Annotated in this window: 16 protein-coding genes; 11 read left to right on the top strand and 5 right to left on the bottom strand. The window is 41.0% G+C overall.

Features of this window, described 5'->3' with window-relative positions; genetic code table 11:
• Window positions 1-31: 31 nt before the first annotated feature.
• Entirely contained in the window at window positions 32-4,522 is a 4,491-nt protein-coding gene (gltB, locus tag A379_RS08715) for a glutamate synthase large subunit (RefSeq protein WP_040727535.1), read from the top strand.
• 23 nt (window positions 4,523-4,545) lie between these two features.
• Window positions 4,546-5,955, top strand: coding sequence for an FAD-dependent oxidoreductase (locus tag A379_RS08710; protein ID WP_040727534.1), 1,410 nt, complete (start codon window positions 4,546-4,548; stop codon window positions 5,953-5,955).
• A gap of 122 nt (window positions 5,956-6,077) precedes the next feature.
• Here A379_RS08710 and dcm read toward each other — a convergent pair whose 3' ends face one another.
• Complete coding sequence (gene dcm, locus A379_RS08705) at window positions 6,078-7,334, bottom strand: DNA (cytosine-5-)-methyltransferase (protein ID WP_040727533.1); 1,257 nt, start codon at window positions 7,332-7,334, stop codon at window positions 6,078-6,080.
• Between the two features lie 58 nt (window positions 7,335-7,392).
• Here dcm and A379_RS08700 point away from each other — a divergent pair, with 58 nt between their 5' ends.
• Together A379_RS08700 and A379_RS08695 are read left to right on the top strand one after the other, a co-directional pair.
• The gene (locus tag A379_RS08700; protein WP_040727531.1) at window positions 7,393-8,112 is read left to right on the top strand and encodes a PmeII family type II restriction endonuclease; all 720 of its coding nucleotides are present in this window, start codon (window positions 7,393-7,395) and stop codon (window positions 8,110-8,112) included.
• 886 nt (window positions 8,113-8,998) lie between these two features.
• Window positions 8,999-9,976, top strand: coding sequence for an AEC family transporter (locus tag A379_RS08695; RefSeq protein ID WP_232744831.1), 978 nt, complete (start codon window positions 8,999-9,001; stop codon window positions 9,974-9,976).
• A 13-nt stretch (window positions 9,977-9,989) separates the two neighbouring features.
• Here A379_RS08695 and A379_RS08690 read toward each other — a convergent pair whose 3' ends face one another.
• Window positions 9,990-10,388 carry a hypothetical protein gene (locus A379_RS08690; protein ID WP_040727528.1) on the bottom strand — a complete coding sequence of 133 codons (399 nt, stop codon included), beginning with the start codon at window positions 10,386-10,388 and terminating at the stop codon, window positions 9,990-9,992.
• A gap of 331 nt (window positions 10,389-10,719) precedes the next feature.
• Between A379_RS08690 and A379_RS08685 the strand changes: the two genes are divergently transcribed.
• From A379_RS08685 to A379_RS08675, 3 genes are all read left to right on the top strand, one after another.
• Window positions 10,720-12,795 (top strand): [FeFe] hydrogenase, group A, encoded by a 2,076-nt coding sequence (locus A379_RS08685; protein ID WP_040727527.1) that lies wholly within the window; start codon window positions 10,720-10,722, stop codon window positions 12,793-12,795.
• Window positions 12,796-13,025: 230 nt separating this feature from the next.
• On the top strand, window positions 13,026-14,828 hold the full coding sequence (locus A379_RS08680) for an autotransporter assembly complex family protein (protein ID WP_051145120.1): 1,803 nt from the start codon (window positions 13,026-13,028) through the stop codon (window positions 14,826-14,828).
• Window positions 14,825-18,580, top strand: a complete 3,756-nt coding sequence (locus tag A379_RS08675; protein WP_040727526.1) for a translocation/assembly module TamB domain-containing protein — start codon at window positions 14,825-14,827, stop codon at window positions 18,578-18,580. Before A379_RS08680 ends, A379_RS08675 begins: the two co-directional genes overlap by 4 nt.
• 200 nt (window positions 18,581-18,780) lie before the next feature.
• Here the strand turns inward: A379_RS08675 and metE are convergent, their stop codons facing one another.
• Window positions 18,781-21,129: a 5-methyltetrahydropteroyltriglutamate--homocysteine S-methyltransferase gene (gene metE, locus A379_RS08670; protein WP_040727524.1), complete on the bottom strand. Its 2,349-nt coding sequence runs from the start codon at window positions 21,127-21,129 to the stop codon at window positions 18,781-18,783.
• A gap of 124 nt (window positions 21,130-21,253) precedes the next feature.
• Between metE and A379_RS08665 the strand changes: the two genes are divergently transcribed.
• The 3 genes from A379_RS08665 to A379_RS08655 all read left to right on the top strand — a co-directional run bounded on the left by A379_RS08665 (window position 21,254) and on the right by A379_RS08655 (window position 23,406).
• Window positions 21,254-22,144, top strand: a complete 891-nt coding sequence (locus tag A379_RS08665) for a LysR family transcriptional regulator (protein WP_040727523.1) — start codon at window positions 21,254-21,256, stop codon at window positions 22,142-22,144.
• Window positions 22,145-22,257: 113 nt separating this feature from the next.
• Window positions 22,258-22,656, top strand: a complete 399-nt coding sequence (locus A379_RS08660) for a 3D domain-containing protein (protein WP_040727521.1) — start codon at window positions 22,258-22,260, stop codon at window positions 22,654-22,656.
• Between the two features lie 39 nt (window positions 22,657-22,695).
• Window positions 22,696-23,406, top strand: a complete 711-nt coding sequence (locus tag A379_RS08655) for an SDR family NAD(P)-dependent oxidoreductase (protein ID WP_040727519.1) — start codon at window positions 22,696-22,698, stop codon at window positions 23,404-23,406.
• Between the two features lie 16 nt (window positions 23,407-23,422).
• On the opposite strand, the gene A379_RS08650 is transcribed toward A379_RS08655, so the two are convergent.
• Window positions 23,423-24,619 (bottom strand): EAL and HDOD domain-containing protein, encoded by a 1,197-nt coding sequence (locus A379_RS08650; protein ID WP_040728954.1) that lies wholly within the window; start codon window positions 24,617-24,619, stop codon window positions 23,423-23,425.
• Window positions 24,620-24,803: 184 nt separating this feature from the next.
• The gene (locus A379_RS08645; protein WP_040727517.1) at window positions 24,804-25,364 is read right to left on the bottom strand and encodes a mechanosensitive ion channel domain-containing protein; all 561 of its coding nucleotides are present in this window, start codon (window positions 25,362-25,364) and stop codon (window positions 24,804-24,806) included.
• A 182-nt stretch (window positions 25,365-25,546) separates the two neighbouring features.
• Between A379_RS08645 and A379_RS08640 the strand changes: the two genes are divergently transcribed.
• The gene (locus A379_RS08640) at window positions 25,547-26,791 is read left to right on the top strand and encodes a malic enzyme-like NAD(P)-binding protein (RefSeq protein WP_040727515.1); all 1,245 of its coding nucleotides are present in this window, start codon (window positions 25,547-25,549) and stop codon (window positions 26,789-26,791) included.
• The last annotated feature ends 83 nt before the right edge of the window (window positions 26,792-26,874 follow it).

Genomic DNA, 26,874 nt, shown 5'->3' with positions numbered 1-26,874 from the left:
TGTGCAAAATTTGACAGACAGGAAACTGAATATGAACCCATTACAATCCCCAAACGGTCTTAACCTAACAGGCCTATATTCTCCGGAGTTTGAAAAGGAGAACTGTGGTTTTGGCTTGATTGCCAATATGGATGACAAACCAAGTCATTGGCTAGTAAAAACGTCTATTGAATCACTTGCAAACATGACGCACCGTGGTGGGGTTGCGGCCGACTGTTGTACAGGTGATGGTTGTGGTTTATTAATCAAAAAACCTACAGCCTTCTTAGCCTCTGTTGCTAAAGAGCAAGGTATTGAGTTAGCGGACATTTATGCCGCTGGTATGGTTTTCTTAAACCAAGATGCGGATAAAGCCCAAACAGCACGTTCATTCCTAGAAAAAACCTTAACGAATAAAGGGTTAACAGTAGCTGGCTGGCGTAAAGTTCCTGTTCGTTCAGAAGTGTTAGGCGCTCAAGCAGCAGGAATGGAACCTGTTATTGAACAAATCTTTGTTAATGCTCCATCGGACATGGACGAAGCTCAATTTAACCGTTTATTGTTTACAGCGCGTCGTAAAACAGAGATGGAAATCGAGCCAACTGACGGCACTTTCTATGTCGCCTCTTTAAACTCTCAGTTATTGGCCTATAAAGGTCTAGTCATGCCTAAAGAACTTCCAGAGTTCTATCTTGACCTTAAAAATGATGAGTTTGCGTCTTCGTCTATCTCTTACCACCAGCGTTTTTCAACCAACACCACACCACAATGGCGTTTGGCTCAGCCGTTCCGTTTCTTAGCGCACAATGGTGAATTAAATACCATTCGTGGTAACCGTAACTGGGCATTAGCTCGTCAGAAGAAATTTGAAACGCCTCTTCTTCCTGACCTAGGTGAATTAAAGCCATTAGTCGCTCAGTCTGGCTCTGACTCAAACTCTTTAGACAACATGATGGAAATCCTAATGATGGGCGATATGCACATCTTCCAGGCTTTGCGTCTTTTAGTACCACCTGCTTGGCAGAACATTCCATCAATGGATGCGGATAAAAAAGCCTTCCTAGAGTACAACTCTATGCATATGGAGCCATGGGATGGCCCTGCAGGTATGGTTCTTAACACAGGTAAATATGCAATCTGTGGTGTTGACCGTAACGGCTTACGCCCTACACGTTATGTGATTACTAAAGATCGTCACATTACTTTTGCTTCTGAAATTGGTGTGTATAACTATGCGCCTGAAGATGTTGTTGAAAAAGGCCGTCTAAAACCAGGCCAGGTAATTGCCGTTGATTTAGAAAACGGTACTTTAATTAAGCCTGAAAACATCGATGACCAATTAAAAAATGCTAAACCTTACCGTCAGTGGATGGATGAAGGTTATATGCACATCGAAGAGAAGCTTGAGCAAGAACAAAAAACCCTTAACTGGGATAGCAAAACAGCGGACATCTATCAAAAGTACTATCAAGTGACTTTTGAAGAGCGTGATGCGGTAATCCGCGTTTTAGCTGAAGATGGTCAAGAAGCTACAGTTTCTATGGGTGATGACGCTCCTTTACCTGTTTTCTCTCACAAAGCGCGCTCAATCTTTGACTACTTCCGTCAGATGTTTGCGCAGGTGACTAACCCGCCAATCGACCCATTACGTGAAAACATTGTTATGTCTCTAAATACCTGTTTTGGTAAAGAGCTAAACATGTTTACTGAAGGGCCTGACCACGCTAAACGTTTAGAAGTTCAATCTCCAGTATTAAGTCCATCAATGATGGAACAACTGCTTTCTGTTGAAGTAGATGGTTACGAAAACTGCAAAATTTCATTGCACTATAACCATGAAGAAATGAATTTAGAAGCCGCCATCAAAGCTGTATGTGCTCAAGCAGAATCGGAAGTGAAAGCGGGCAAAACGATTCTAGTATTAAGCGATTTAGATATCGAAAATGGTCAAACCACCATTCCTGCTGCTATGGCGACTGGTGCGGTGCACCATCACTTAATAACAAACGAACTTCGTACTGAAGCTAACATTGTGGTTGAAACAGCGACCGCTCGTGACCCTCATCACTTTGCGGTGCTATTTGGTTACGGTGCAACCGCAGTGTTCCCATACTTAGCATATGAATCAATCGAAGACATGCGCCGTACTAACGAGCTTAGCAAAGATATTTCAATCAGCAAGTACATTGGTAACTACCGAAAGGCAATCAATAAAGGATTATTCAAAATCCTTTCTAAAATGGGTATCTCAACCATTACCTCTTACCGTGGTTCACAGTTATTTGAAGCGGTTGGTTTAAGCTCAGATATCGTAGAGCTTTGTTTCAAAGGTACGCCTACACGTATTCAAGGTACTAAGTATGAGCACATTGAATTAGACCAGCGTCGTCTTGCTTGGGAAGCATTTAACCCTCGTAAACCATTACAGCAAGGTGGTTTATTCAAGTACGTTCACGGTGGTGAATACCACGCGTTTAACCCAGAAGTGGTTAACAGCATCCGTGAAGCGGTACAAAAAGATGACCAAAACAAATACAACGAATTCCGTGACTTGGTCAACAACCGTCCTGCCATGACCATTCGTGATTTATTCACCTTTAAAGATGGTATTGAAGGCGTTGAGTTAAGTGAAGTTGAACCAGTAGAATCCATCTACAAGCGTTTTGACTCTGCAGGTATCTCGCTTGGGGCTTTATCTCCAGAAGCACATGAAGCCCTAGCCACAGCAATGAATCGTCTTGGCGCACGTTCAAACTCTGGTGAAGGTGCGGAAGATCCAGCGCGTTACGGTACCGAAAGAATGTCTAAGATTAAGCAAATTGCTTCTGGACGTTTTGGTGTAACCGCACACTACCTACGTAATGCCGAAGTATTACAGATTAAGGTTGCTCAGGGTGCTAAACCAGGTGAAGGTGGACAGCTTCCAGGCCACAAAGTGGATATGACGATTGCTAAATTACGTCACTCTGTGCCTGGTGTAACTTTGATTTCACCTCCTCCGCACCACGATATTTATTCAATTGAAGATTTAGCTCAGCTAATCTACGATCTAAAACAGATTAACCCTAACGCTTTAGTTTCAGTAAAACTGGTTGCAGAACCAGGTGTTGGAACCATTGCTGCCGGTGTAGCTAAAGCTTACGCTGACCTTATCACCATCTCTGGTTATGATGGTGGTACAGGCGCCTCACCAATGACTTCGGTTAAATATGCAGGTAACCCGTTTGAAATGGGTCTGGCTGAAACGCATCAAGTACTTCGTGCTAACGACTTACGTGGTCAAGTTATCGTTCAGGCCGACGGTGGTCTAAAAACTGGTTTAGATGTTATTAAAGCAGCTATCTTAGGTGCAGAATCATTTGGTTTCGGTACCGTGCCAATGGTTGCATTAGGGTGTAAATACTTACGTATCTGTCACTTAAATACTTGTGCCGTAGGCGTTGCAACTCAAGACGAACGACTACGTAGAGAACACTACATCGGTATGCCTGAAATGGTTATGAACTACTTCAAGTTTGTAGCTGAGGAGACCCGTGAGTGGATGGCTAAACTGGGTGTGCGTTCATTACAAGAACTCGTTGGCCGTGTTGATCTACTGAAGATGATTGATAACCCACTAACCGAAAAACAGAAGAACATCGACCTATCAGCGTTTATTACAGATGGTGGTGTACCCGCTGATAAACCACATACGGTTCAAGTTAAACGCAATAATCCTTGGGATGCAGGTGATATTGCAGAAGAGATGGTTAAAGCCACCCTTCCAACGATTGAAGCGAAAACAGGTGGAACTTTCGAATTTAACCTGGTTAACACAGGTCGTTCTATCGGTGCACGTGTTGCGGGTGAAATCGCAGAACGTTATGGCAATAATGGCATGAAAGACACGCCAATCACCCTAAAACTAACGGGGATTGCTGGCCAGTCTTTTGGTGTGTTTAACGTAGACGGATTGAACCTTCACCTAGACGGTGATGCTAACGATTACGTTGGTAAAGGTATGGCAGGTGGTGAGATAGTTATTCGTCCACCAGCAGGCAGTACTTTTAACGCTAAAAACACGCCTATTGTGGGTAACACTTGTTTATACGGTGCTACTGGCGGTAAATTATTTGCCAACGGTACAGGTGGGGAGCGTTTTGGTGTTCGTAACTCCGGAGCAATTGCTGTCGTTGAAGGTTTAGGTGATCACGGTTGTGAATACATGACTGGCGGTACGGTTGTCAGTTTAGGTGAAGTTGGTGTGAACTTTGGTGCAGGTATGTCAGGTGGTATGGCGTTTATCCTAGATGAAAACCGCAACCTTCCAGATTGTCTAAACCCTGAGATGGTTGAAGCGATTCGTATCGATACCGAAAACACAGAAGCCTACCGTGTTTACCTAAAAGAGTTAATCACTGAGTATGTTTCTAAAACCAATAGCCCATGGGGTCAAGAAGTATTAAACAACTTCAGTGCATTCATTGGTCAATTCTGGTTAGTGAAATCACGTGCGATTGGCATCGATAAGCTATTCGATTTATTTGTTAAAGCTGCAGACTAAGAGAAACTGGAAGGAATTTAAAAATGCCAAATGTTAGACAATTTTTAGAATTAAACCGCCAGCTTCCTGAAAAGAAAGCGGCAAACACTCGTAACAAAGAGTTCTCAGAAATCTACTCTGCGTTCAAAATGGAAGACGCTATGGCACAGGCAGACCGTTGTTTGCACTGTGGTAACCCATATTGTGAATTTGCGTGCCCTGTACACAACTACATTCCAAACTGGTTAAAGCTGGTTTCGGAAGGCAATATTATGGAAGCCGTTGAGATTTCTCATAAATCAAACTCACTTCCTGAGATGTGTGGCCGTATCTGTCCACAAGACAGACTATGTGAACAGGCCTGCACGCTAGAAGACACCAACTTTGGTGCGGTAACAATCGGTCAAATCGAAAAGTTTATTACTGATACCGCCTTTGCAGCAGGATGGACTCCAGATTTATCTGACGTTCAAATGACCGATAAAAAAGTCGCGATTGTTGGCGCAGGCCCTGCTGGGATCGCTGCCGCAGATATCTTAATCCGTAACGGTGTTAAGCCTGTCGTCTTTGAAAAGCAACCCGAAATTGGTGGCCTACTGACTTTTGGTATTCCTCAGTTCAAGCTAGACAAAGACATCGTAGTACGTCGTCGTGAAATCTTAGAAGGCATGGGGATCGAATTCCATTGCAACACTGAGATTGGTAAAGATATCTCTTTCCAATCATTACTAGATGACTATGATGCCGTCTTCTTAGGGATGGGAACCTACAAGCCAATGGCAGGTCGTTTCCCTGGTGAAGATCTACCAGGTGTTTACAAAGCATTAGACTTCCTAATCGGTAACGTTAAAAACGAATTAGGTATGGAACAATCGCCAGAACCATTCGTCAGCATGGCCGGTAAAAAAGTCGTAGTGCTAGGTGGTGGTGACACCACTATGGACTGTACACGTACTTCTATCCGCCAAGGTGCAGACGATGTTTATTGTGTATACCGTCGTGACGAAGAAAACATGCCAGGTTCACGTGCCGAAGTACAAAACGCCAAAGAAGAAGGTGTTCAATTCAAATTCAACTTAGCACCTGTTGAAGTGGTTGGTGATGGTAAAGTTGAAGGTATCAAGGTAATCGAAACTCGCATGGGTGAACCAGATGAAAACGGTCGTCGTCGTGCAGAGATGGTTGAAGGTTCTGAAACCATCATTCCATGTGATGCAGTCATTGTAGCATTCGGTTTCCAACCTAATCCACCAGCTTGGTTCAAGGATTACGGTATTGAAGTCAATAGCTGGGATGGTGTAGTGGCGTCTGACAAGTCTCTATACCCTTTCCAAACCACTAACCCAAAAATCTTCGCAGGTGGCGATATGGTGCGTGGTTCAAGCTTAGTGGTAGAAGCCATTGCCGAAGGTCGTTCAGCCGCAGAAGGGATTTTGGATTACTTAGAAGTTTAAATCTTTTCAAACCCACCTGGCCTGGTAAATTACAAAAAACCCGCAAGGATTTCCTTAGCGGGTTTTTTTATATTATTGATGGCTTAGGTCAATTATACTCATAGCAAAGTTGCTGCATTTATCTAAGCTGAATTTTGAAATCTTTCTTTAATTTCTTCCCTTATGAAGTAATTATTTAGAGCTCTTACTAATTCCTTACCAAGCGCATAACTTAAATTGACAGGAACGGCATTACCTATTTGTTTATATTGCTGATTGATACTACCCATAAACTTCCAATCATCAGGAAAAGTTTGGATACGGGCATACTCTCTGACTGTAAAAGGTCTAGTTTCATCTGGGTGACATCGTTCTGTTTGTTTTTGCGCTGGTGATGTTGTTAAAGTGAGGCAAGGCTCATCCCATGAAATCCTTCTTGCCATACCTGTTTTACCACCACCCAAATAATAGCTTTTAAGCATATACTCTTTTTGTATGTCTTCGGGCAAATCTCTCCAATACCCACCTGGAGGAATCATATCCATTATTTCTTTTTTACGGCCAGGGTAAGATTGCCCAGGAGATTTTGGTACATCTGTAGGGTAGAGTTCGCCTGCTTTTAAAGCCAGTTTTAAAGGTAGCATTTCAGGATTTGGCAGAGGATATTGAAATGGTATAATACAACCTTTTTTTACACCAACTAAAAACAGACGCTCTCTTTTTTGTGGCACATTGAAATAAGCTGCTTTTAAAACTTTGGGCTCTAAAACATCGTAGCCAAGTTCATCTAATATTTGAATCATTGATTCTAAAGTTTTTCCACCATCATGACTTGTTAAGCCTTTAACATTTTCACCAACGCAAATTAAAGGCTCAACTTCCTTAACCGCACGAGCAAATTCATAAAAAAGTGTTCCACGTGCATCTTCTAAACCTAATTTTTTACCTGCATAACTGAAAGATTGACAAGGAAACCCCCCAGTGACAATATCTACTTTACCTTTGTATTCTTTAAAAGAGACTTGTGAAACATCCCCTTCAACTACATTCCAATTCGGACGGTTTTCCCTAAGAGTTTGGCATGCCCACTTATCTATTTCATTAAGCATTGTACAATGCAAGCCAGACTTCTCTAAACCTAATGCTAAACCTCCTGCTCCTGCAAAAAGCTCGAGAACATGATAAGGTTTGATTGGTGTATAGTGGTTTTCGTCAATGACGTCAATTTCAAAAATGCTTTTACCCATAGTAAGTTCTTTTAAAGATTCTGGTGTATAAATTCTATATTTATTAGGTAATCTAATTGATTTTAATTTGCCATTTTCATCCCAACGACGTAATGTCTTTTTTGAGACTGAAAGCAGTTCTGCGGTTTCTGAAAGTGAGTAATAGCTTTTCATAAACAATGTTACCCAAGATTGGACATGGTTACTAATTTTATCATAAGGATAGTTTTACGTGGATAAAAATGAAAAAGAATTAATTTTGATTAAAGCTCAAACTTGGTTTAAAGATAGCATCGCTCTAAACCACATCAAAAATGCTAAGAAATTAGGCAATATTTCAAGTTTTGATATAAATCCTTTTTTGGCCGTTTATTTATCAAACTTCTTATCTGGCAACTCTGAACCAGAAAATATCGCAAAAGCATTAATCTATCCTAGAGTACTTGGAACCTCGATTACAACTTCTTTTGGAACTAATATTCAGAAATTCACAAATGAAGTTCTTTCTTCCTTCGCAAGCACAACTTCAGGGATTGATATTGAGTTTATAGACCAATTAGATGGGAATAGAAAATATTGCCAGTTAAAATCAGGACCAAATACAATCAACAAAGATGATGTTGAAACTATTGCAGGGCACTTTAAAAATGTAATAAATCTTGGTCGTGTAAATGGACTGAGAATACCCCACGAAGATATGATTGTTGGTGTTATTTATGGAGAACCAAATGGGCTAAATGGTCATTATAAAAGAATTGAAAGTCAGTATTATTTCCCTGTAATAATTGGTGAAGAGTTTTGGTATAAATTAACTGGAGATAAAGACTTTTATCATGACCTTATTCGAGTTATTGGTGAAGTTGCTGTCGAGGCTAACTTTGCAGAAGAAATCAAAGATTTGATTAAAGAACTCGCTTCTGCCAAGACACTTCAAGATTTGTCAAAATTTTGAACTGAAACAATTGAAAATCATTGTGAATCAGTCGATGCTACCCTTTTTATCTTTATATAATTGAGAAGCCTTTTTAATATTTATATACCTTTGAAATTGTCATTTAGGCCTCCCCTTACCTTATTGCTCGCCCAAACATAGAACTCGGCTGAAGCGAAGCGGAGAGACAAGAAACAGCAGCGTTTTTTAACCGTTCACTTCTCGGCTCTTCAGCCGAGTTCTTCGTTTCGTTAAGAACTCTGCACAATTTATTCCAAGGGGAATCTTGGCGTTTGTGGTTGGCTTTACAGAACAAAATCAAAATTTACCCTATGCTCACAATGTATGTATGGCCACAGGACATGCCAGGCCTGGTAAAACTGAAAAGTCACAGCTCAAAATTACTAAAAATGGAATACGGAATTAACGTAGAAAAAACCTCCCCTCTGTAAGAAATCGTAATTTTACCCCAAGGGCACTTCCGTTGGGCGCACATGCGTAGGTGGCGTTTAAACGTTTCATCTGTTTCTTGTCTCTCCGCTTCGCTGCAGCCAAGTTCTTCGTTTGAGCGAAGCGAGTTCACAAACTTCAGCAGACAAACTTAGTAAAATCGACTACTTCAGCGGGGTTTGCCCCAAGAGCACTTCTTTCAGGGCGCGTATTTGGTTACTTTTTGCCGAACTGCAAACGAAGAACTCGGCTGAAGAGACGAGAAAAAGTGACGGGAAGCCAGAATCATAAAATTGAAGACCTATAAATATTAAAAAGGCTTCTCAATAGCTAAGACTAATCAAACCTTAAAACCAAATTTACCCAGTCTGTCATGTCCTGTGGCCATTTCTACATTGTGAGCAAAGGGTAAATTTTCATCTGCAAAAAACACTGGCTTCCGTACAATACGTTTTTAATGCCTTTACCTTGGTTACCTCTATTTATGCTCGCGACTTTCTCAATCCTATTTCCCGTATTCGCTTTAATCGCAACGGGCTATATTAGTTATAAAACTAAAATTTTAGGTCCTGCATCGGCCACGGAATTGAGTCGTTTTGTGATTTGGTTGGCTCTGCCTGCACTGTTGTTTGAAATTACCGCCAAAAGCGATTGGCAAAACCTATTTCAAGCGGACTTTATTGCGGTGTATATCATTGGTTCGTTTGCTGTGTTTTTGCTGGTTTTGTTTTGGCGTTTACATAACGGAAAAGACTTAGCTGAGGCCAGCATTGATAGCATGGCGGCTTCTTATGCCAATACCGGGTATATCGGTTTTCCGCTGATGTTTCTGGTGTTTGGCACGGCCAGCGAAGTGCCTACCGCTTTAGCGAGCATTATCGTGGCCTCTTTGCTATTCGGTTTTGGGATTGTGTTAATAGAAAGTGCGTTACACGCCTCTCTAGCCTGGCACTTACGTGCTTTGAACGTGTTTAAAGCGGTGTTTAAAAACCCGTTGGTGGTCGCACCACTAGCGGGTGCGCTGTTTTCGGCCACTCCCTACACACTGCCCGAAGCCGTGGCGACCTTTTTAGGCCTTTTAGCTGATGCTGCAAGCCCTGCGGCGTTGATCAGTTTAGGACTATTTTTGGCTCATGGGTCGGCTCAACCAAATGTAAATTTAGCCGAGGCTCGCAAAACAGCTCTCAGCCTAACAATCGTTAAATTAATATTGCAACCGTTATTGGTCGCTTGGTTGGCGTTTGGTGTATTTAAGATGCAAACTGAGTTAGCAATGATGGCGGTGTTTTTGGCCGCCCTACCCACGGGCACAGGCCCTTATATGTTGGCGGAGTTTTATAAACGAGACGCCTTAATCACCGCCCAGACCGTACTAATATCCACCTTGTTTTCTTTGCTGACGTTGTCGCTATTATTGCAACACCTTAAATATTAACTGTATATAACGGCTATTTATAACTCTGCGACATCAGTGAAGCTTGTTCATCGGTTATAACACCCTGCTTATTTAATAAGCCAATAATTGAACGTGGTTTACGGCAAAACTGATCAGCTATAAGGTGAATCGCTATGTTTTCGTTAAACTGTTGAATAACAGAATCAATATCTGTTTGATTCCAAGGTAAACCATAATTTTGAGGTAACCCTTTTTCAATATTAGCCTGCTGTTTCTGCGCTAGCGTTTGTTTAGGCTTTCTAACTTTAGGAATAAGGTTAATTGCGTGAAACAGCGCTCTAATCACATCAGGGTGATTGTAAGGTGAAGTGCTGGGTAAAATTTCACCCGTAATCGGATTAACGCCATTTGCTAAACCTTCTATTATTGAAATTACTTCTTTTTGCTGCATACCACCTCCTACCTTAAATGCCAACGATTATCCGACATAATAACAAGTATTATTACGTACATCAATAAACTAGAACACCCGCCTCTATTACTAACACCACATTTATCTTCTTTTTCACTGCTGGCATTGATAGTGAGCTGGCAAGAACGAATAGCAATTTACCAGGCCTGGTCAATTAATCAGCCCTCTTTGATTGACCTGTAATGATAAAGCTTCTACTTTCTAATTCACCATTAATATGTAATACTCAATTCAGCCCTATACCAGTCTATACCGCCCCGTACCTGGTATAAACAAGCCAATCGGCTTGAATCATTACTGGGAGAAAACTATGATTAAAGTGACTATTAATGAACGCACGGTAGAAGTCGAAAAAGGCACAACCATATTGGATGCGGCCAGAGAAGCTGGCGTGCATATTCCTACATTGTGTTACTACCCACGCATTCCCTCTCATGCCGTATGTCGCTTATGTTTAGTGAATATCAGTAGTAAAGCTCGTCCCAAAGCGGCTTGTAAAACGCCTGCCATGGATGGTGACATTGTTGAAACTGACACGCCAGAACTGATTGAATTTCGCAAAATGGATATGCAGTGGTTATTGGCTCGTCATCCCAATGACTGTATGCGCTGTGAAGTAAACGGCTCTTGCCAGTTTCAAAATCTGGTAAGCGAATATCAATTGGAAGACCTTTGGCCTAAAGAGCCAAGAGGTTGTGAGGAACACCCAGAACACAAACTCATGGACCATACCTCCCCCAGCATTTGGCGCGATTTATCCAAATGTGTGGAGTGTGGTTTATGTGTTGAAGCCTGCGGTGATGCGGGGCAACAACAGCATGTGATTGGCTTTGCGGAACATGGATTTGGACGTTTACCCGTTACCGTATTTGATAAACCCCTTTCTGAAACCAACTGTATCTCCTGCGGGCAATGTACTTTAGTTTGCCCAACGGGGGCTTTAATAGAAACCCCGCACTGGCATGATGTACTGCATACGCTGGATGCCCACAGGCGAGTCTCAGCGGTACAAGTCGCCCCTGCAACCCGCGTAGCCATTAGTGAAGAGTTTGGCATGAAGCCTGGTACGGTGAGCACAGGCCGCATGATTAATGCGTTAAGAGAGCTTGGTTTTGACTATGTATTCGACACCAATTTTGCGGCTGACTTAACCATTATGGAAGAGGCTAATGAGTTTTTAACACGATTTAAGAACCAACAACAGCTCCCCCTATTCACCTCCTGCTGCCCTGGCTGGGTGAACTGGCTAGAAATCAATCGTCCTGACTTATTACCTCATTTGAGTACCACCAAATCTCCACAACAAATGCATGGCGCCTTAACCAAACGCGGCGCTTTTGCTCGTTCATTAGGCGGTGAGTTTGCAAACGGTCAAGTAGAACCCTATGTGGTGAGTGTCATGCCTTGTACCGCCAAAAAAGATGAATCGCAACGCCCTGGTGTTGCTGGTGATATTGACCATGTATTAACCACCCGTGAACTGGCAAGAATGATTAAGGCTCGTGGCATTGCATTTGGTGCTTTGTCTGAAGATGCGGAATTTGACAATCCACTAGGTGAAAGTACAGGAGCCGCCCAGATTTTTGGGGCGTCAGGCGGAGTGATGGAAGCCGTGGTACGAACAGCCGCCCACTTGATTGGCCAAGAAGATTCTATGCCTTTGGATTGGCATCAAATGCGTGGCGTAAACCTGGCGGTTAAAGAAGCCGAGATTCCAGGCGTAGGCAAGGTCGCCATTTGTAATGGCATTGCCACCGCACAGCAGATGCTTGAAACTGAAAACTGGCGGGATGACTATGTAGCGATTGAAGTCATGGCCTGTGTAGGGGGTTGCCTAGGCGGAGGTGGAGAACCCAAGTCTATGGACCCACTTATTCTTGAAAAACGTATGCAGGCGATTTATAACATCGACCAAAATACCCCTCGTAGACGCTCCTACGAAAACCAAGACATTCAAAAACTCTATGCAACAGAATTAGAGCAACCCAATTCAGCCAAAGCTCATCACTTACTACATACTCATTATGCTGCTCGTAACTCTAAACGTTTACTGTTAATGCAGTTTCTTGACTGCGTGGATAGACGAGATAGTAGCAGTGCTGCGAAGCTATTTCATCCACAAGCGGTGTGGTCAACTGCTTCTGATTTTGGTGATATTCAAGGCTCTGCAAACATTGAAAAATTCATCAATGAAACGCTTCCACCACGTCAATACGGTTCTCACTATGCACGCCATAAAATGGCCTCTACCGCTGAAGTTGACGATCTAACCGTTATCACACCAACAGGCGAGCGTTGCCGATTTATTATGCAAACAGAGAGCCAAACTAACGACTCTCAACCCAAAACCGTAATTACAAAACTGGTGCGAAAACCACTCACGTGATTAAACATTCACAACCAGGCCTGGTAAGTTCAAGCACCACACTTATTTAAAAGTATGCATGACTGATATCTCTTAGTTTTGCTAGAATGCTACTGATAAGCGTCATAAACTTATTTGCATTCAACCTACTAGGAAGTTTACCCGTGCTACTTTATCAAACCGTGACTCACCCTGCTTTTACTGCGCAATTACATCATCACTTTTTAAACAACTAATTTGGCTTATTATTCATGCTGATTCGAGTTTTATGTAGTGTCGCGTTTTTAATCCCTAGCGTTGGATTAACCCAGCCTATTGCGCCAACAACAGCTGAAACCACCCAAAATAGCACCGCTAAAAAAAGCTTTCCAAAACTTGAAGTCAAAATAACATTAAAAGGCAATGCCAAGCCTGAATTAAGCAAGCAACTACAAAATGAGATTGCCTTAACTCACCTTGAAAGGGATGAGTTTCCAGCGCAAACCGACTTTTTATTTAAGCGCGCTGAACAAGAGATTTTAGATGTATTGCGGGCATTGGGTTATTACGAACCTAAAATAACCCATTCATTACAACGCAATGGTAAGCAGACTCTAGCCTCTTTTCAGATTGATTTAGGCAAACCCGTTAAAACTCGCAAAGTGGATATTGTCATAAACGGAGAGGGTAAAAATTTAGCGAGCTGGAAACAGTACAAAAAATTTAAACTGACTTTACGCCCCAAAACGCAGTTTCGCCATGAGGATTATTCAGACACGATCAATGCACTCAAAAATTTGGCCATTAATGAAGGGCATATGGATGCTGAATTTACCCAGCGTGAATTTAAAGTCTATCCACACTTACATGCTGTAGACGTGCATATTCACCTTGATACCAAACAATCTTATCAATTTGGCAAGGTAAGCTTTCAAGGCAATAAAACCATTAATAGTGGTTTTTTATCTCGCTATGCCGAATTTAAAGAGGGTGACACCTATCAGTATGCAGGCATTACCGCCTTACAAAAAAGTTTGATTGATAGCCGTTTTTTTGGATTGATTCGTGTCATTCCACAATACAGTGAACAAGTAGACCGCAAAATCCCAATTAATGTAGAGCTTGAAGAGAGCTTAAAACACCACTACGACATGGGGATTGGCTATGGAACCGATACAGGCGCACGTGTGCTATTTGGCTTTGAAAACCGATTGGTGAATCAATATGGACACAGCTACCAAGTAGACAGTTTATTTGGTGAACGTGCACAGAACTTTAATTTTAATTACCACATTCCAGGGGAACGTCCCGCTGTGCAATATTGGAATGCTGGTGTAGGTTATGAGGCCACCCAATCCGACACCTTAGAAAAATCATTAACCTCAATCTCTGGAGATTATAACTATCAAATCACCCCACTTTGGTTGATTAAACCCTTTGTCTCATTAGAAACAGAATCCTTTCGCTATAAATATGAACCTTCTGAAGAGATTAATACTCTGCTAGTGGGGATTAATGCCACAACGCGTTGGGTTAATAATGAATCCTACCCTACATCAGGCTATCGCCACAGTGCCACCTTACGTGCGAGTATGGACGGCTTAGTGTCCGAATCTCAATTTGCCCAACTTGAACTCAGTTCACAAGCTATTTTTTCAATACAAGAATTTTGGCGTTTACACGCTAATGCCAAAACCATTGTCACCGCTTCTGACAAAAACCAAGTGATTCCCGCCTCTTATCGCTACCTGCTTGGTGGGGAAACCTTACGAGGTTATGAATTCGAATCGGTCGGTTTAATAAATGAAGATGGCGCTACTGTGGGTGCAAGAAATTTAATTTTAGGTTCACTTGAAACCGATTACCGTTTAACCGAATACTTTGGTTTAGGCCTATTTGCCGATGCGGGGCAACTGTTTGACTTTGATGACTCTACCGACCTTAAAGTGGGTGCGGGGTTTGGTCTGCGTGGTTATACGCCTGTTGGCATGGCTAAACTCGATATTGCTTGGCCCGTTTCTGAAGAGGGTGAACAACCCTGGCGTATACACTTCTCTCTAGGGTTTGATTTATGAGTACAAAACCCACAGAAAAACCAGCCACACAACCAAAAAAACGTAATTTTATCGATTGGTTTAGCCTGATTTTATTAAGTTCAACCCTGTTCTTTATGCTCACTTTTACGCTCGTTGTGAGCTTAATACTGTGGCACCCTAAAGCCAGTCAATACGCTCTGCCTTATTTAGAACAATTAACCGATGGTCAACTTAAAATTGAATCTGCCGAAGGCCGCCTTATTGAGGGTTTGCAGTTGCACAATGTGCATTATCAAAGCCCTGAGTTTAATCTAGAAATTCAACAGCTAGAGTGGCGCTGGCAACTGAGCGCTCTGCTAATCAATCAGCTTCAGTTTGATAAACTGCATATCAACCAAACAAAAATCACCTTAAAAACCAATGAGGCCGCTCACAACTCATCGATTGCAACCGCACCGTTTGAAATCATCACTCAACTCAATAGCCAATTTGCGACGGACATACACATTGATGATTTGCAACTCACTCAATCCAGCCTTCAAGTCGATTCACAACCCGCGATTGAAGTCGCAAAAATAAACAGTGCCGTTCACTGGCAAGATTTAAACTTACGCTTAGAGCGCTTCTCTGCCAATTACCAAACCTATCAATTACAAACGACCTCAAGTGCCACCATTCAAGATACCGAAAGCTTTGAAGCGCATCTTGGTCTTAAATTATTGGGTACGGAATTCCCTAATCAAAAAAATGAAATTGCCCTCTCTGCCAATATCAAAGGTGGAATAAACCAACTCCAGATTCAGTTAGAAACCACTCAACCTTATAAGAGTAAGTCGCATCACACCCTTAATATGGATGGTGCTTCGATTCGTGTCGATTCTCAATGGCAAGCCTTCAGTGCAAATTTACATGAACAATGGCAGATTGAAAACCTTCAAGGCAATAGCACTCTCCAGTATCAACTCGATTCTGCACAAATCAGCAGCCAAGGTAAACTTGAACTGGCTTTAGCCAATAGACCCAAAGCTACTTTTGAATTTGAGGTTGATTACCCTGCTTTACAGCAAACAAATTCAGACCTATTAGCGTTTAAATTACACAGCCAATTTGAGGGCATGGGTGCTCTACAAGCTAACGCAAAGGTTAATTTAGCAAACACCACCGCTAATATGGATATAGCCACTCAGGCGTTAAATTTACAGTGGATAAATCCCGCTCAAAATTACCAAATAGACAGCCAATTGACTTGGCAACTAACCGACTTTACACAACGTCAAAGCCAGCTTGATATTAAGCAGTTTAAGTTAACAGGCCTGCCAGAAACCTTAATCGCCAATGGCCGCTTAAATACTCAGCTGAATGCAAAACAAGACTATGCGGTAAACCTACTCAGCTCAAAGCTAAACTACGCTAATCACACGGGTAAACTTCAAGCCAAACTTGTTTTAAAGCCAGATTTATCAACCATAAACATTGATAAAGCGCACATGAGTTTAGGCAATAACCATTTAGATTTAAGTGGACAATGGTCAGATAAGTTTGCCTTAAAATTAACCGCAAAACTCAATCAGCTTGAACAGCTTTATTCGCCTGTTAGCGGAAAAATAGCGCTCAATGTCAATGCAAATGGCCAAGTTAAAAAAGATTTTTCAGGCTTTAACCAGGCCTGGTCAACCATCAACCTGACCGCTTCTCAACTCCACTACCAAATACCTAAAACCGAAAATAAAACGGCCACACAAGACTTTTATACACTCAAAAGTTTAACCCTACAGGGCGATATTCCGCTTCATCAACCCGAATGGAGTACGTTTAGCTTTAAAGCCAATCAACTGGCAAAACGCTCTAATATTCACCAGAGCCAAACTTTTTTTACACAATTACAGATTACTCGTCAGCAACCATCTAAAAAGAGCAATGGCTTAAATACAGACATCGAGTTCGTTCATCCAGATATCAGCATTCATGCACAATTTGATGAAAACAAACCCTCCTTCACACAACAAACCATACAATTAAATCGTGTGGATATTACGCAACCCGTTACAGGCAACTGGGCGCTTGAAAGCCGTGCCAATATCGATTGGCAGTCACCCAATAAAGTGACCATTCCAGGCCTTTGTTTGCACTCTATTCAAGACAAACAAGCCAAACTTTGTTTAAACGCTAAAGCCCATAACGCAAATTGGTCAATGCGGTCATTACCCGTTTTAGAGTGGTTAAAGCCGTGGATAAGTCCTTCGATTTCACTTACTGGCGTACTCAATGGTGAAGGTCATGCTCAGTGGAACAAAGCATTTAACTTAACGCAAAAATTAACTGTTCCTCAACTCGATGCCACCATTACAGAACAAGGGTTTGAAATACCTCTGCGCTTAAAAGAGTGGCAGACCGATTTACAATTTAGCCCGCAAAAAGCCAGCTTAATTAGCCAAGCACAATTAAATGAAACAGGCCGATTACAGGCTGATATTAACAGTACAAAAGCACTTAACCAGGCCTGGTCAAATGCCAAAATCAATGGAAAAATCACTCTTAATTTGAATGATTGGAAACTCAATAAACGCGCCTTAGAACTGATTGAACTGCAAAAAACAGCCCTTCTATTAGAGAGCCAGTTATCAGGCAATCTCAATGCCATTAAACATTCAACACAAGCTAACTTAGAACTAAAACTGAATTTACCCTTACTCGGCCTGAACGACCAAGAGCTTCAACTCAAGGCCGATGTGACCCAAGATAAAGTTGATGCCAATGGAACTTTAAAACAGCCAGGAGATCGCCAAGCTGACCTCTTGCTCACCCTGACTGATTTTAAATCCCAACCCAAAATTTTAGCCAGTTTACAAACCGACTCCATCGAATTACTTAAAACAGAATTTGCGCATTTCAATACCTCTGCCGATATAAATATCACACTGCTTGAAGGAGCAACCCATATTCAAGGTTTGGCGCAACTGCACAATAGTCGGCTTGATTTAGAAGCCATGCCTTTGCACGAACGTACTCAAACCAGCGATGATGAAAAGATTATCGACCAACAAGGCAATGTCTTACCACGAGCTGAAGCGGTTAGCGCACTGAGTTATGATGTCAAAATTGGCTTTGGTGAACAGGTAAAAGTAAATGTTCGCGATGCTCAGGTTTTCTTAGGCGGTCAACTACAACTCATCAAACAAGGCGACAGCCCTGATATGCAAGCGTTTGGCGAAGTTAAATTCACAGAAGGTTTTATTAAACTTGATGCCCGTAACCGAGTTGAAATCTCAGAATCTAACTTCCGTTTTAACGGTGTTATTGGCAACCCAGACCTGAATGTAAACCTCTTTAGAGTGGTTGACCAAACCACAGCGCGCCTCAATATTACAGGCAATGCCACCCAACCGCAGTTTGTCTTTTATTCAGACCCTGCGTTATCTCAAGGCCGCATTATTAACCTAATGATTTTTGGACGTGCTGGAGACTCTACCGATGAACCCAACTACGAGTCACAAGTACTGAGTGCTTTTTACAAGCTGGGGATTCAAAACAACACCCCCGTGCTAAATACCTTAACGCGCACTTTAGGAATAGAAGATGTGTATTTTGATGTGAAAAATCAGAAGGTCAGTAACTTATTAGTAGGTCGATCATTAACCGACAAACTCTATGTGCGTTACGCACGAGACTTAACGGGGCAACAAAACAATGCCATCCAGTTCTTCTATAAAATTGCCGATAAATGGCTACTTAAAAGCAATACCAGTGACGATGAAAACTCGGTTGACCTCATCTACCGATTAGAGCGTTAATTTAGTAATATTTTTAGTGAAGTTAAGAAGATTCATCTGTTGCTAACTCTTTTTTATGACTCTATTTTAGGACGGGGCATAGGCAATAAAAAAGCCCACAAGATTCATCTCTTTGGGCTTTTTGTAGGCAATTTTATCAAAAACTGAATGCATTGCTAATACGATGCAGTTTCCGATATAGATACGCTATTTATGACTTTTTATGCCGTCTGTTTTAAATTAAATCGCTCTCTTAAAATTTTAGCCGCCGTCACCATATTGCTGAGTGCTGGTTCAGTTTCTTTCCAACCACGAGTTTTTAAACCGCAATCAGGATTAACCCATAAGTTTTCTACAGGTAGTGTTTTCGAGGCTTTTTCTATTAATTTAACCATTTGTTCAACGGTTGGCACATTAGGCGAATGGATGTCATACACCCCAGGTCCAATTTCATTTGGATAGTCAAAATCTACAAACGCATCCAATAATTTCATCTGCGATTTTGAGGTTTCAATGGTAATCACATCGGCATCCATTTTGGCAACCGCTTCAATAATATCGTTAAACTCTGAATAACACATATGAGTATGAATCTGTGTACTGTCTTGTACACCCGATGTCGTCAGTTTAAATGAGTTTACAGCCCAGCGAAGATAGTCCGCCCAAGCCGATTTTTTAAGTGGTAGCCCTTCTCGTAAAGCGGCTTCATCAATCTGAATGATTTCAATACCCGCTTTTTCAAGGTCTAAAACTTCATCTCGTAATGCCAAGGCTATTTGGTTACAGGTTGTTTCTAGCGGTTGGTCATTGCGCACAAACGACCATTTAAGCATGGTGACCGCCCCTGTTAACATGCCTTTCATTGGCTTTTTGGTTTTGCTTTGAGCATATTCAGACCAAAATACCGTCATCGCTTTTGGGCGGGATACATCACCATAAATAATAGGCGGTTTTACACAGCGCGAACCGTAAGATTGCACCCAACCAAACTGGGTAAAAGCATAGCCATCAAGCTGTTCGCCAAAGTATTCCACCATATCATTACGCTCTGGTTCACCATGTACTAATACATCAATATCCATTTTTTCTTGGCGCGCAATCACCTCATCAATCTCTTGCTGCATTTTGGTAATGTACTCTGATTCATTGATGGAACCAGCTTTAAAATCACGTCGGTCTTGTCTAATCTGTTGGGTTTGTGGGAAAGAGCCAATTGTTGTGGTTGGAAACAAAGGTAAATTAAATTTTGCCTTTTGCAAAATGGCTCTATTTGGGTAAGTTGACTGGCGATTTAATGCCACTTGGTCAATATTATTTACACGTTGTTGTACTTCTGCATTATTAACAATCTTAGACTCAGAACGTGCTTGTATCGCTTTGGTATTTTCTGCTAATTCTAACGAAACATCTGCACCCATGAGTGCACGTTTTAATAATGAAACTTCTGATAACTTTTGTTTGGCAAACGCCAAGTATTGAAGCAACTCATTTGATAAAGTTTTCTCTGAATCTAAATCCACAGGTACGTGTAACAATGAACAACTCGGTGCAATCCATAGATTGTCTTTAAACTTGGTGTTAGCGGCTTGCGCTGTTTCAATCGCTTGCTGTAAATTGGCTTTCCATACATTACGACCATCAATTAAACCGAGTGATAGAACCTTATCTGCTGACAGAGATTCAATAATTTCCTTTAATTGGTTTTTACCATACAGCCCATCGTAATGCAGCCCATCAATAGGCAGTTCTGGCAACCAAGCTAAGTGTTCACCTAAGGTTTCAAAATAGCTTGCCAGTAAAATCTTAATGTCATTGCTTTTGAGTGTTTGATAGGCTTTTTTAAACGCTTCTTGCCACTCATTGGCTAATTCAAGACCCAAAATTGGCTCATCAATTTGCACCCATTCAATCCCTTTGTCTGCAAGTTTAGTCAAAATTTGTTTGTAAACCGCTAGCAATGCTTCTAAACGGCTCAACTTGGGTATAGAAGCCGATTTATTTTCTGCTAAATACAAGAAACTTACAGGCCCTAATAAAACAGGTTTTACTTTGACATTATTGCCATCTTGAGCAATCACTAAGGCTTCATCTACTTCATCAAACAAACGCGTATCTGTTAATTCAAAATGGGTATTTTCTTCCAACTCAGGGACAATGTAATGATAGTTGGTATCAAACCATTTTTTCATTGCACCAGCATAATCTGCTTTAGATGCTTGAGAATTAACATCAGCATGACCAGCACAACAAGCTGAAACATCGTCTGATGGCGCACGACCACGCGCCATTCTAAAGGCGACTTCTACATCAAAAGAATCTTGCTTAAACCTTTCTGGAATCACCCCCAATAAACAACTCATATTAAGCACATGATCATAATAGGCAAAATCGTTAACGGGCAAAAAATCAATTCCCGCTTCAATTTGAGTACGATAGTTTTGATAACGAATCTCTGCGCCAACAGCTTCAAGTTCATTAAGGGATTTCTCGCCCTTCCAATATTGTTCAATAGCAAATTTAAGTTGGCGCTTATCACCAATACGTGGATAACCTAAGTTATGTGATTTCATCTCCATTCCTTTTATTTTTGTTTAGTTCTGTGTTTGACACAAAGAATGATAGAATTCATACCAAATGAAAACAAACGAATTAAATTCATTTTTAAATGAATTTAATTCATATTGGAAAATACACATGATTGAAACAAAGCATTTAATAACCATTGCGAGTTTGGCTGAAACTCATTCGGTTAACCTATCGGCTGAACGTTTATGTATGACACAATCCGCCCTCTCACACCAAATAAAACAGTTAGAACAAACCTTAGATTTAAAGTTATTTGAACGCAAAACAAATCCCATTCAATTTACTTTGGCGGGGCAAACTTTACTGAAAACCGCACAAGAAGTCTTACCTAAACTACAACAGACCCAACAAACCTTACTCGCGTTATCTCAGGGTGAACAAGGTCGCTTATATATTGGCGTAGACTGCCATACTTGCTTTGAGTGGCTATTGCCTATGGTCAGAAACTATCAAAATAAATGGCCCAATATTGACTTAGACATACTGAATTCATCAGGAGACCAACCGCTCAAAAAGCTCACTGAAAATAAACTCGATCTAGTGATTACCTCTGACCCAGAGCAACTCAATTTAGTGAAATTTGATTCTTTATTTAGCTATGAATTAATGGCTGTTTTGCCTGTCAATCACCCTTTATCAAAAAAACAGTGGTTGGAACCGCAAGACTTTTACAATGAGACGTTAATTACCTATCCTGTACCCGAAACAAAGTTAGACATATTTAAACGATTTCTCTTGCCTAATCAGGTTAATCCGAAATCAATTCGCTATTCAGAATTAACTTTAATGATGTTGCAACTGGTGGAATCAGGGCGTGGCATTTGCGTTCTGCCTAAATGGCTCATTACCAGCCAGCAAGAGTTTGCACATTTACCCTCACTTAGCCTTGGTAAAGATGGGCTTTGGTCAACTTTGTATGCCGCTTCTATTCAAAATTGTCATCATCAAGCCTATATTCAAGACTTTATTAATCAGGTTGCCGACAAAATGAAACTTTGAAAGGAAAACGAAACAAATAAACGCTTTTGTCAGCCTATTCGTCAACAATAAAAGCTTTCCCATAACAGTGGAAAGCCATTACAATCAATCTAATAACGTTTGCGAGGTTTAAGATGAGAACTTTATCAAATGCTTTTTTAATGGCTACAATGAGCCTAGCGCTGCTGGGTTGTGAAGCAGAACAAGCTAAACGCATCGAAACAGAAGTGACTGCTACTGCCTACACTTCTCACGCTTCTCAAACCGATAAAACACCTTTTTTAGCCGCTTGGAACAATGTTTTAGAACCTGGAATGAAGTCCATTGCGGTATCTAGGGATTTACTCAAAATGGGTTTAACAAATGGGAGCAAAGTGACAATCTCTGGACTTCCTGGCGAATATATTGTGTTGGATAAAATGAATAAACGTTGGGAAAAGAAAATCGATATTTATATGGGTAAAGATGTTCAAAAAGCCAAAGACTGGGGTAAACAGCAAGTGATTATTAGCTGGGCAGAACCCATTGAATAAAACCCTACAATAAACCCATTAAATATAAAGAAAGTATCTATGAGACATGTTGTGATTACAGGCGGAAATAAAGGCATTGGCCTCGCCTTAACCCAAAAATTTGTAGAAGCAGGTGACACCGTGCAAATTATTGCTCGAGACTTTAGTAATCAAGAAGATTTTGATTACCAAAATCATCCACAAGTGACTTGCACAGAGTTTGATTTAACCGATTTAGACAACTTACCAGGCCTGGTAGATTCGATTGAGCAACTGGATGTATTAATTAATAATGCAGGTCTATTACAACCCATTACCCTGGATAGCTACCCAGACGATGCGCGTGATTACTCTTTGCAATTAAACATTATGTCGCCCGTAAAACTCACCGAGCTGCTCACTGAGAAACTGAAAAACACTTCGAACTATACACCCAGAATTGTCAATAACGCCTCAATTGCTGGTCAAATTGGCCATCCCGATATTTGGTATGGCATTAGTAAAGCAGGATTAATTAATGCCACTAAAAGTTTGGCTAAATATTTTCAAGGCGAGATTATTGTGAATGCTGTTGCACCTAGCCCAGTAGAAACGGAGATGCTAAATAATATACCTGAACACAGACAACAAGCTTTTCTAAAAAACACCATTGCAGGGCGTTTTGCCACCGCTCAAGAAGTGGCCAATACCATGTATTGGTTAGCGACTGATTCACCTGAATATATCAATGGGAGTTGTATAGATATTAATAATGGTTCTTTACCGAGATAGTAGATAGGTATTGCAACTAGATATTAGTCAAAGCGTTGACTTCTTTAAGGGCCTCAAAGTAAATCAGCGCATACTCCTGATGTTGGTCAGCATGATTCATTTCAAAGCTTTTCGCGGCTTGCAGTAAACGACCATATTCCCCCTCGCCTTTTAGCAAACCTTTTTTAATATTGTCATTAAGAGGAATCTGCTCTAAAGCCTCTTCTAAACTTTGACCCACAATCACATCCATCATTGAAAATAGACCCGCTAAGTAATAACTGTCTACCGCAGGAAGTCGTTCTTTTTGTGCCACATTACGCATAAAATTAGCTCGCAAGCGCGCTAAATTAAATACTTCTGGTAAAACATCTTCTAAAGCGGTCATCGAGATCATAGTTGCCCAAGATTGCACACGCTTTAAACCAAACAATATCAACACCTCTTTAAGTGAGGCAAAATCTGGCATGGTTTCTGTTCGATATTGCTTGGCCAATTTCATAATCTTAATACTCAAACCAATGTCTTTTTCAATGATTTTCTCTAGATCATCCAAGTGTAGAGATTCATCGACCACCTTTTCCAGCAATTCAAGAAGGTTCAGTTTGGCTACACTCAACCTTTTACCTGAGAGCACTTCAGGTTTGGCAAAATAATAGCCCTGAAACAGGTTTGCACCCGCCTCTTTGCAAAGCTCAAACATCTCTCTGGTTTCAACCCGTTCAGCCAGAATCGTTACCTCTTTTAGCTGTTTAATTTTTTGAAAAAGAGGTTTAATTTTTTCAGGCTGAATATCCAATACATCAAACTTAACGATATCCGCCATTTTGATAAATGGAATAAACTTTTTACTAAAAATAAAGTCATCCAAGGCAATCATATAGCCCTGTTCTTTTAAGTAACGAACACTTTCAACCACCTCATCCGTTGGCTCAACCGTTTCTAGAATTTCAATAACCGCTTGAGAGTGATGAAAGCACGGATCACGCATTTCAAAGAAGTATTCTTCAGGAAAGTTAATAAAGGCTTTAGCATTACCAACTAACTGATTTAATCCCATATACATCATGGCATTACAAATAACCGTTGCGGTGGCTTGACTAGGTGAATCAAAATGAGCCTGATTAGGGTTCAACCCACCTCGGAACAACAGCTCATAACCATAAATATTATTATCAACATCTAAGATTGGTTGCCGACCAACAAAAAAATCCTCTTTTTGTTCCGATTGCATTTGAATTGACCCCATTAATAACCGTTATCGTCCTTGATTACATTATTTTATAGAGACCTCTTCAATTAACCATTCAAATATTCTAGGGCAGAGATAAATAGAAACTTTAAAAAACAAAAAGATAGACACAATTAACCACTTGTGCAAACAACTGTACGTAAAATGAATATGGCTAAAAACAAAGCTATTTTGCTCGAGACTCGGCTCTTTTTACCCAAGCAGAGGTTGAGTTATCTCGCTCTTCTTTGAGACTATTGACTACCTTAATCACAGGTCGTTGAAGAATGAGGTTATTGGGGTAAGCGATTTCTTGATTATCTTCATCAATCAATAATACCTGAAACAGGTTAATCTCTGTGATTGTGCCTTTTATACGATGCGCACCATCAACAACCTCTACGGTATCACCAATACGAGCAGGAAATGAAAAGAACACGATGACTCCTGCGGTAATATTACTCAAAATAGACCACTGAGCAACCAACGCGACCCCAATAACTGCGAGAACAGAGGAGAGAAAAACCAACATCCCTTCATAGTCGACTCCCCAAACCATCATTAAACTCAAAAACAGTATTAGAAAGAGAATTAAAATAAAGTAGTTGGTGACATTCTTAATACGCACCTCAGGGACTTGTTTGGCCGCCCCCAATTTAATGAATATCTTGACCAGAGTCCACTTGCTAAAAAAGTAGCCTGAAACCAATGCTACGGTTAAAGCTAGCTGAAAATAATAGCCTTCCATACGATCCCTTTCATTATCATTTCTAAAATCTTGTTTTATTGAACATATTAAAATAATCGACTGGTTAATCAATCATTAAATGAAAAATACCCTGATTAAGTCCTCTCTAAAAAGGCTGATTTCGTTTATCTTATTATTTGTTTTACAATTTAACGACTAGCCTAACTAACCATGAGGATTGTATGAGCGATTTACGAACCGATGCCTTGCACTATCACGAACTGCCAAAACCAGGAAAACTGGAAATAAGCTTAACCAAAGCGTGTGAAACCCAGCGTGATTTAAGCTTGGCATACAGCCCTGGTGTGGCTGAACCCGTTAGAGAGATTGAAAAAAAGCCAGATGATGCCTATCGCTATACAGGCAAAGGTAATTTGGTGGGTGTCATCTCTAATGGTACTGCGGTGTTAGGTTTAGGCAACACAGGTGCTCTAGCCAGCAAACCTGTAATGGAAGGCAAAGGCATGTTATTTAAACGTTTTGCCAATATTGATGTCTTTGACATTGAGGTCGATTGCACCGATACCCAAGAACTGATTCAAACCATTGCCAATATCGCCCCTACCTTTGGTGGCATTAATTTAGAGGACATTGCCGCACCGCAGTGTTTTGAAGTTGAGCAAGCCCTTAAAGCCAAGTTGGATATTCCCGTATTTCACGATGACCAACACGGTACAGCTATTGTTGCTTCAGCAGGCCTGGTAAATGCCTTAGAACTGCAACACAAAACACTTGAACTGGCGCGTATTGTTTGTGTTGGCGCGGGTGCCGCAGGTATTGCCTGTATGAATTTACTCATGGCAATGGGGGCACAAAAATCCAATATTACCCTGGTGGATAGCAAAGGTATTGTGACCACACACCGTACAGATTTAAACCGTTATAAAGAGGCTTTTGCTCAAGACACTAACAAAACCACTTTAGCGGATGCGATGGAAAATGCTGATGTCTTTTTTGGCGTGTCAGGCAAAGATATTTTAACGGTGGAGATGTTGCAAAGTATGGCGGCTAATCCGATTGTATTTGCTATGGCGAATCCTGACCCTGAGATTAATCCAGTCCTTGCGCATAAAACTCGTAATGACCTAATCATCGCAACAGGGCGAAGTGATTACCCCAATCAGGTAAACAATGTATTAGGGTTTCCATATATATTTAGAGGAGCTTTAGATGTACGTGCTTCTGAAATTAATATGCCAATGCAAATTGCCGCTGTTGAAGCGCTACGAAAGTTAGCGCACGGCTCTGTACCTAAAACGGTATTGCATAGCTATGGGCTTACCGAGTTAAGTTATGGCAAAGAGTATATTTTGCCAAAACCCAATGACCCAAGGCTAATTAATGTCATACCGCAGGCTATTAGCCAAGCCGCCATTGAATCAGGAGTAGCGAGAATTTCCATGCCCAAAGAGGCACAAAAGTTTTAACCACAAAGACACGAAAGCACGAAGAATTCTAAAATATAACACTTATATATTTGGACGAATAATTAAAATATATGGACTATGCT

Source organism: Thiomicrorhabdus sp. Kp2 (genome assembly GCF_000478585.1).
Classification (GTDB): Bacteria; Pseudomonadota; Gammaproteobacteria; order Thiomicrospirales; family Thiomicrospiraceae; genus Thiomicrorhabdus.
This window is presented reverse-complemented; position numbering and strand designations above follow the sequence as displayed.

Coding starts and splice junctions, on each gene's coding strand:
- A379_RS08645 (WP_040727517.1), bottom strand. CDS start 25,364: ATGGAAGGCTATTATTTTCAGCTAGCTTTAACCGTAGCATTGGTTTCA.
- metE (WP_040727524.1), bottom strand. CDS start 21,129: ATGAAATCACATAACTTAGGTTATCCACGTATTGGTGATAAGCGCCAA.
- A379_RS08675 (WP_040727526.1), top strand. CDS start 14,825: ATGAGTACAAAACCCACAGAAAAACCAGCCACACAACCAAAAAAACGT.
- A379_RS08685 (WP_040727527.1), top strand. CDS start 10,720: ATGATTAAAGTGACTATTAATGAACGCACGGTAGAAGTCGAAAAAGGC.
- A379_RS08680 (WP_051145120.1), top strand. CDS start 13,026: ATGCTGATTCGAGTTTTATGTAGTGTCGCGTTTTTAATCCCTAGCGTT.
- A379_RS08660 (WP_040727521.1), top strand. CDS start 22,258: ATGAGAACTTTATCAAATGCTTTTTTAATGGCTACAATGAGCCTAGCG.
- A379_RS08690 (WP_040727528.1), bottom strand. CDS start 10,388: ATGCAGCAAAAAGAAGTAATTTCAATAATAGAAGGTTTAGCAAATGGC.
- A379_RS08665 (WP_040727523.1), top strand. CDS start 21,254: ATGATTGAAACAAAGCATTTAATAACCATTGCGAGTTTGGCTGAAACT.
- A379_RS08695 (WP_232744831.1), top strand. CDS start 8,999: ATGCCTTTACCTTGGTTACCTCTATTTATGCTCGCGACTTTCTCAATC.
- A379_RS08650 (WP_040728954.1), bottom strand. CDS start 24,619: ATGCAATCGGAACAAAAAGAGGATTTTTTTGTTGGTCGGCAACCAATC.
- dcm (WP_040727533.1), bottom strand. CDS start 7,334: ATGAAAAGCTATTACTCACTTTCAGAAACCGCAGAACTGCTTTCAGTC.
- A379_RS08655 (WP_040727519.1), top strand. CDS start 22,696: ATGAGACATGTTGTGATTACAGGCGGAAATAAAGGCATTGGCCTCGCC.
- A379_RS08640 (WP_040727515.1), top strand. CDS start 25,547: ATGAGCGATTTACGAACCGATGCCTTGCACTATCACGAACTGCCAAAA.
- A379_RS08710 (WP_040727534.1), top strand. CDS start 4,546: ATGCCAAATGTTAGACAATTTTTAGAATTAAACCGCCAGCTTCCTGAA.
- gltB (WP_040727535.1), top strand. CDS start 32: ATGAACCCATTACAATCCCCAAACGGTCTTAACCTAACAGGCCTATAT.